Genomic DNA, 5293 nt, shown 5'->3' on the forward strand with positions numbered 1-5293 from the left:
GGTATATTACCAATATTGAGGACATACAAATCTTTGCTATGTATCTGGGATGATCTTGTGAATTAAAGTGTAGGAAAGTTTCAAAACCCAATATTAATATCGCAGATACTAAAGTGTTCAGAAGTATTACAACGATAAGGTCAATCCCAAAGGATCCCCATCTTCTTATAAGGCTGGCATATCTAAATGATTTAGATAGCGTAGGTTCAAGTTTAATTTGAATCACCTCACCAAATTTAATTTTACTTTTTCGATAACTTTAAATAGGTTATGTACTCCTCCGACTTCAGACAGTATACGTCGAAGGGTGGTGTCAGGGGACGGGGATATTAACATTCTTTTAGGCTTTACAAAAACATTTTCTATTAATCATGGAATTCTGCCTGTAAGGAACGCTCCATGTGTCGAAGCATTTGTTATCATAAATCACTTTCTTTTCCGAACGTTGAATTCCTGTTTTAGTCGGTTTCTTCAGGACCTACTATGTTAATTGTTGCCTATCTTCCTCGTCTTCAAAATAATTTGCTTGTTTATGCCACGTAGGATGATGTAATAGATCCCCCTTTTGCTGGATTACCGGGCTTTTCGGAGCATGGTTATTACCTCTATTTTTGATGGTATCATTTTACTTCATTCTCATCAAGAGAACCGTCCCCTCGAGTCTGTTTAACACGTGGGTATATTTCCCATCCTCGCAATTGAAGTGAAGGAACTTTATTTAAGTCAATTTTCACTATACCTAAATTACTCCCTGCTTCATTAAAAACCTCTAGCAACATTTAAATTAATCAGACATCTATTCTTTCAATACTACTAAAAAGGTATACTCCCCAACTGATATATAACTCGTATGTAAATCCAAATTCCTTTTCACGGCTTCCATAATAGTCCAAATCTAAAAAATAATCTTCTTTTTTATATTGAATCGTCCTCCCGCCAAACTCCTTTCCCCAATCTCTAAGAGGTTCTTCTTTTAAAAAAGTCCATCCAGCTTTTTTTAGCTCGTTATCATAATATGTACGAATCTCGTCATAGGTTAATTGCGTGATATATTTCCCACCGGCGGATGCACTGGTCGTTTTATGAATTGATTCTACATCCTTTAATACAGCACCTGGAGGAGGTTTAATTGAATGAAACATATTTTTTAGTTCGTTTTCCTTATTCATAGACTCCGACATAGACTGTGAAGTCTGCATCACTGTACTTACTAATACCCCGGCAGCAATTACTACGAGCAATACAAAAATCAGATATTCTTTTCTATTCTGTTTCATTTTCACCTCTCCAAATTCAATAAAATACTTCATACTCTCCATACAGAATATCACTGCTTACCAAACATCCATTCGACCCCAAAAATGCGAGCGTTGAGGTCAAACGTTTGGTTTACACTAGCCCCTACCTGTGGTGTATAGAGTCCCCATTCTGTTGCAGTCTTTCCTAGTGGAATGCTTGTTGTTTTACCAGAACCAAAGCCAACCCCAGTAGATACATTAACACTTTGTCCGGGTAAAAAATCTTTCATTTCTTTAGATGTTGGAACTGTAGGTTGATTTAGTCCGCCTTGGATAACTGAACCAGAGATAACAGTTCCTGATTTTCCTGTATTTACAGAAACTGAAGTATAAAGATTTCCGTATCTGTCCATTATCATTCCACCACCAACACCAAATAGCTCTTTTCCGACATTTCCATTTACTCCAAAATAATCAGTTCGCCGCGGTTTCTCAATTTGCGCCGCAGAATTTTCAGGTGCTGGAATAGTTGATAGCTTGGATCCATCTTTTAAATAGGTTTCGGATTCTCCGCTGTATAATGCTGGTATAGAAGCAAATTCATTTTTATAACCATTAATTGTCTCATCGCTTATACCATACTGAGCTGCTAAGTTTATTAATTTATTGTTTAATCCTTTGTCTGTAAAGACGAATCCTTCACGATTCAGGCCACTATCTAAGGATCCTCCTCTTAGACCGTTCACCTGATCTACCAGTTCTTATACTGGCTCATCGCTGTATACCTTGCAATGGTTGTGCCTACTACCTCTCTTGCCTACACTTAGACCTGGCGTTGCCGTTTTGGCCCAAGGCTAGATACCGGGTGGCTGGCTAGGCCTTCCCAAACGGGGTTCCCACCCATTTTACTTCGTGCGCCTCTTAGCGCGTGGGACGGTTATTGTGTTATGCTCGCACAATTACACTTTGACTAATCCCCGTCAGTCTGGCAATCTGTCTCGTCGATATCCCTATCATATTTTTAATTGGCCGATTAATCTCTTCCCGCTTTTTCTTTTGGTTGTCGGGCTTTTCAGTGTATGGTTATCACCTCTACTTTTGAGGATATCATTTTACCCGCTACTCGTCAAGAGAACCGTCCCCTCGAGTCTCTTCGCGTGCCCCCCCTCACAGAACCGGACGTGCCCTATTAAGGCATCCGGCTCTTCATAGCATCATTGAACTCTGGCTAGCCATATATATTCACATAGATTCTCGCTGGCGCCAGCGGGAATCTTTCCTCAAGCTTTGCAAATAATGTGCCAAAAGGTGATCGTCCCCGGTGTCACTCTGTAAACTGGGATGTAACCTGCGGATTTTGAGTTAATTAAATATCCATTAATGATTTTTCTAACTCATTCCTAATAATATTTTTTAATTCTTCACAGTCACTATTGTCTTGTCTTGTTACTAATAATCTAATTATAATACTGGTAATTTTCGAGAATATAACTTGATTAGAGCCATAATCACTGTAGCCGCCAATATTAAAAGTCAAAATACCAGAAGGTAAAGTACTCAGGCTATTACACACCTTCACTGCGGTACTTAAAATAGTTTGAGCATACTCATTTGATATACCTATGTGTACATTATCTGACGGAAGCGCTAAAGAATCAGTAACCACATTATCTGTATCTTCAGTGATATTGACACAAACCTCCAGATTACTTGTTTTTTCAAAAATATACCCAATGCCTAAAAGAGCATAGTATCTTGGGGCGCGGAGTTCAGTAGTAAGACCAAGCGCCAACTTAAGTATCTTTCAGGGGACGTCTCATTCTCAACGCATTATATTTCCCGCATACTGGGCACCTTATAATCCGTTCGATCAATTCCGGCTCAAATTCGCTTCGAATATCCTGCACTTCTAATTCGCTTTTAGCACATTCCGGGCATAGAACTTTTGCTTTTGGGTCTTCTCCTAATACAATTCCTGCCTCAATCCATTTCTTTGACGTGTCCGAAATCATTTTATCAGCTCCTTAAAAGCCTTTTCCGCAAACTCCCAAGCTGCTTTTGTCTCTTGCGCAGCCAATTCACCAGAAACTCCTCCTGCTGACTTACTTGTGGCTAACCTATGGAGTTCGTGCAGTAGGTAGTGTCAGGGGACGGGGATGTTGACATTCTACTAGGCTTTACAAAAAACAATTGTGCTATTAAGCCTCGGAATCAATTCTGCCTGTAAGAAACGCTCCCTGTGCCTAAGCGTCTGTTATCATAATCACTTTCTTTTCCGAACGCTGAATTCCTGTTTTAGTCATAATTTGTTTATTTATGCCTCGTAGCATGATGTGATAGATCCCGCTTTTGCTGGGTTATCGGGCTTTTCGGAGCATGGTTATTACCTCTATTTTTGATGGTATCATTTTACTTCATTCTCATCAATAGAACCGTCCCCTCGAGTCTTCGAACACTGAATTCCTGTTTTAGTTGGTTTCTTCAAGACGCTCTATTTATTCAGAAACTACTATGTTAAAATGTGGCCCTTTCAACATACCCAAAGTTTTAATCCCGTTGTCATCAACCCCATCCCCTGACACTTCTCTGGTATCACCTCTACTTTTGAGGATATCATTTTACCGACTACTCGTCAAAAGAACCGTTCCCGCGAGTCTTTTCCTAAAGTCTTAATCTTGTTGTCAGCACCCCGTCCCCTGACACTTTTAAATGGCGGCGACTCTTTGGCGAAAAATCCTCGACTGCAGTTAACTGGTCTGCGAGTCATTTGTTTCGTCTAAACAACCAGCGGAGCAACGAACTTATGTCCGCTGTTCCGCTGGTTGTTGTTCGCTTTAAAATAAGGTGTCAAACGGTGATTATCCCAGTGCCACCATTCTAGTTATTGTTTAAAATTTCCTTATTACATTTTTATCCGATAAATCTTTATGCCACCAATGGGTGCACTTATCTGGTTCTTCCAATTCTTTTCTTCTACGTTCGGCCAATACGAAACACTCTAATACCAATAAAAATGCTTGGTCGAGGACAGTTCCTTTTAAATTAGCCAGTTCGTATCCTCTTCTATGAAATGGCATTTTGTTTATTTTTAACATTTGTACCGAATTATGAGTAGGCTTTAAACCTGCTTCGGCAGTAGCCGTAATTAAATCATCTTCAAGAACCTTTGCCTGAGTAGCCAATATCCATATTTCTTTAACTATTATTTGTTTTGAATTCTCATCGAGAGATGAATACCAAGGAAAAATATCTTCCCGATTGGCTACCCCTTGAACGTATTGATTTAAAAGAATCAATTTTGGTAGAGTTAGTATCTTAAACATGAAACCTCCCATTCTTTATGGTCTAAATATAACATGCGGTCTTGTTGGATCAAGTTCCACTCTAAACTTAGCAGGCGTATTTAGGTAGTTAGTAAAGATATCAATACCTGTTTCTCTACCCATTGAGTTAATCCCACCTCCAGCCGTTCCTCTTGGCAAGGAACTCATGGCTGAATGCCGCTGGGCTGAGTTGCCAGACAGTATATAATCCCAATCTGAAGTCAAAGAAGAAGTTCCGTTTGCTCTACTGCCCACAACAATAATTTCTTGATTGGTACGGCTTGCGGCATTTTGAATTCTTGTAGCGTCATTAACTGATATTCCAGCTTGCTCAGCAGTTCGTAATCCCGAAGCAGGATTAGTCGGCCCCTTAACAGCACCTCTAACTTCAGCTTACTACTAACCAAGGCAGCAAGCATGACATCCGGAGTAATAAGTTCCTTGCCATCCAAGGCATTATCTCCTACTTCTGTTGCTATAGTGACCGCCATAGAACCTGTCATCATACCGCCCAGCATCAATGCACCCTGCAGTTGTTCCTTACCACCGTTATTGTAAAGAATGGCGTAATATTGACTTCTAGCGAATATTTCGAGTCATATTCCGGAAATTTCTTCAGCTGGTCTTCTAATGCCGCCACTTCAATAGATGTAGTCATTTTATCCACTATTTCTTTGGCTTCTATCGAATTAGCAAATTCCGCTTCACTTCCCAGGACTCGATTGGCGAGGG

At 40.0% G+C, this 5293-nt stretch carries 6 protein-coding genes; all 6 read right to left on the bottom strand.

The window, feature by feature from the left end:
• Positions 1 to 788 precede the first annotated feature (788 nt).
• The gene (locus ALO_RS10495) at positions 789 to 1277 is read right to left on the bottom strand and encodes a hypothetical protein (protein ID WP_139025374.1); all 489 of its coding nucleotides are present in this window, start codon (positions 1275 to 1277) and stop codon (positions 789 to 791) included.
• Positions 1278 to 1327: 50 nt separating this feature from the next.
• The gene (locus tag ALO_RS20855) at positions 1328 to 1984 is read right to left on the bottom strand and encodes a hypothetical protein (protein ID WP_004095533.1); all 657 of its coding nucleotides are present in this window, start codon (positions 1982 to 1984) and stop codon (positions 1328 to 1330) included.
• A 620-nt stretch (positions 1985 to 2604) separates the two neighbouring features.
• A complete protein-coding gene (locus tag ALO_RS22090) occupies positions 2605 to 3030 on the bottom strand; it encodes a hypothetical protein (protein ID WP_139025375.1) in 426 nt (141 codons plus the stop codon).
• A 1096-nt stretch (positions 3031 to 4126) separates the two neighbouring features.
• The gene (locus tag ALO_RS10510) at positions 4127 to 4561 is read right to left on the bottom strand and encodes a DUF5958 family protein (protein WP_004095537.1); all 435 of its coding nucleotides are present in this window, start codon (positions 4559 to 4561) and stop codon (positions 4127 to 4129) included.
• A gap of 221 nt (positions 4562 to 4782) precedes the next feature.
• Positions 4783 to 5079 carry a hypothetical protein gene (locus ALO_RS10515; protein ID WP_004095539.1) on the bottom strand — a complete coding sequence of 99 codons (297 nt, stop codon included), beginning with the start codon at positions 5077 to 5079 and terminating at the stop codon, positions 4783 to 4785.
• Positions 5079 to 5293, bottom strand: a 215-nt coding sequence (locus ALO_RS22425; protein ID WP_004095540.1) for a hypothetical protein, incomplete at its 5' end; no start/stop codon positions are given. The genes ALO_RS22425 and ALO_RS10515, both read right to left, overlap by 1 nt.

This window comes from Acetonema longum DSM 6540 (assembly GCF_000219125.1).
GTDB lineage: Bacteria > Bacillota > Negativicutes > Sporomusales > Acetonemataceae > Acetonema > Acetonema longum.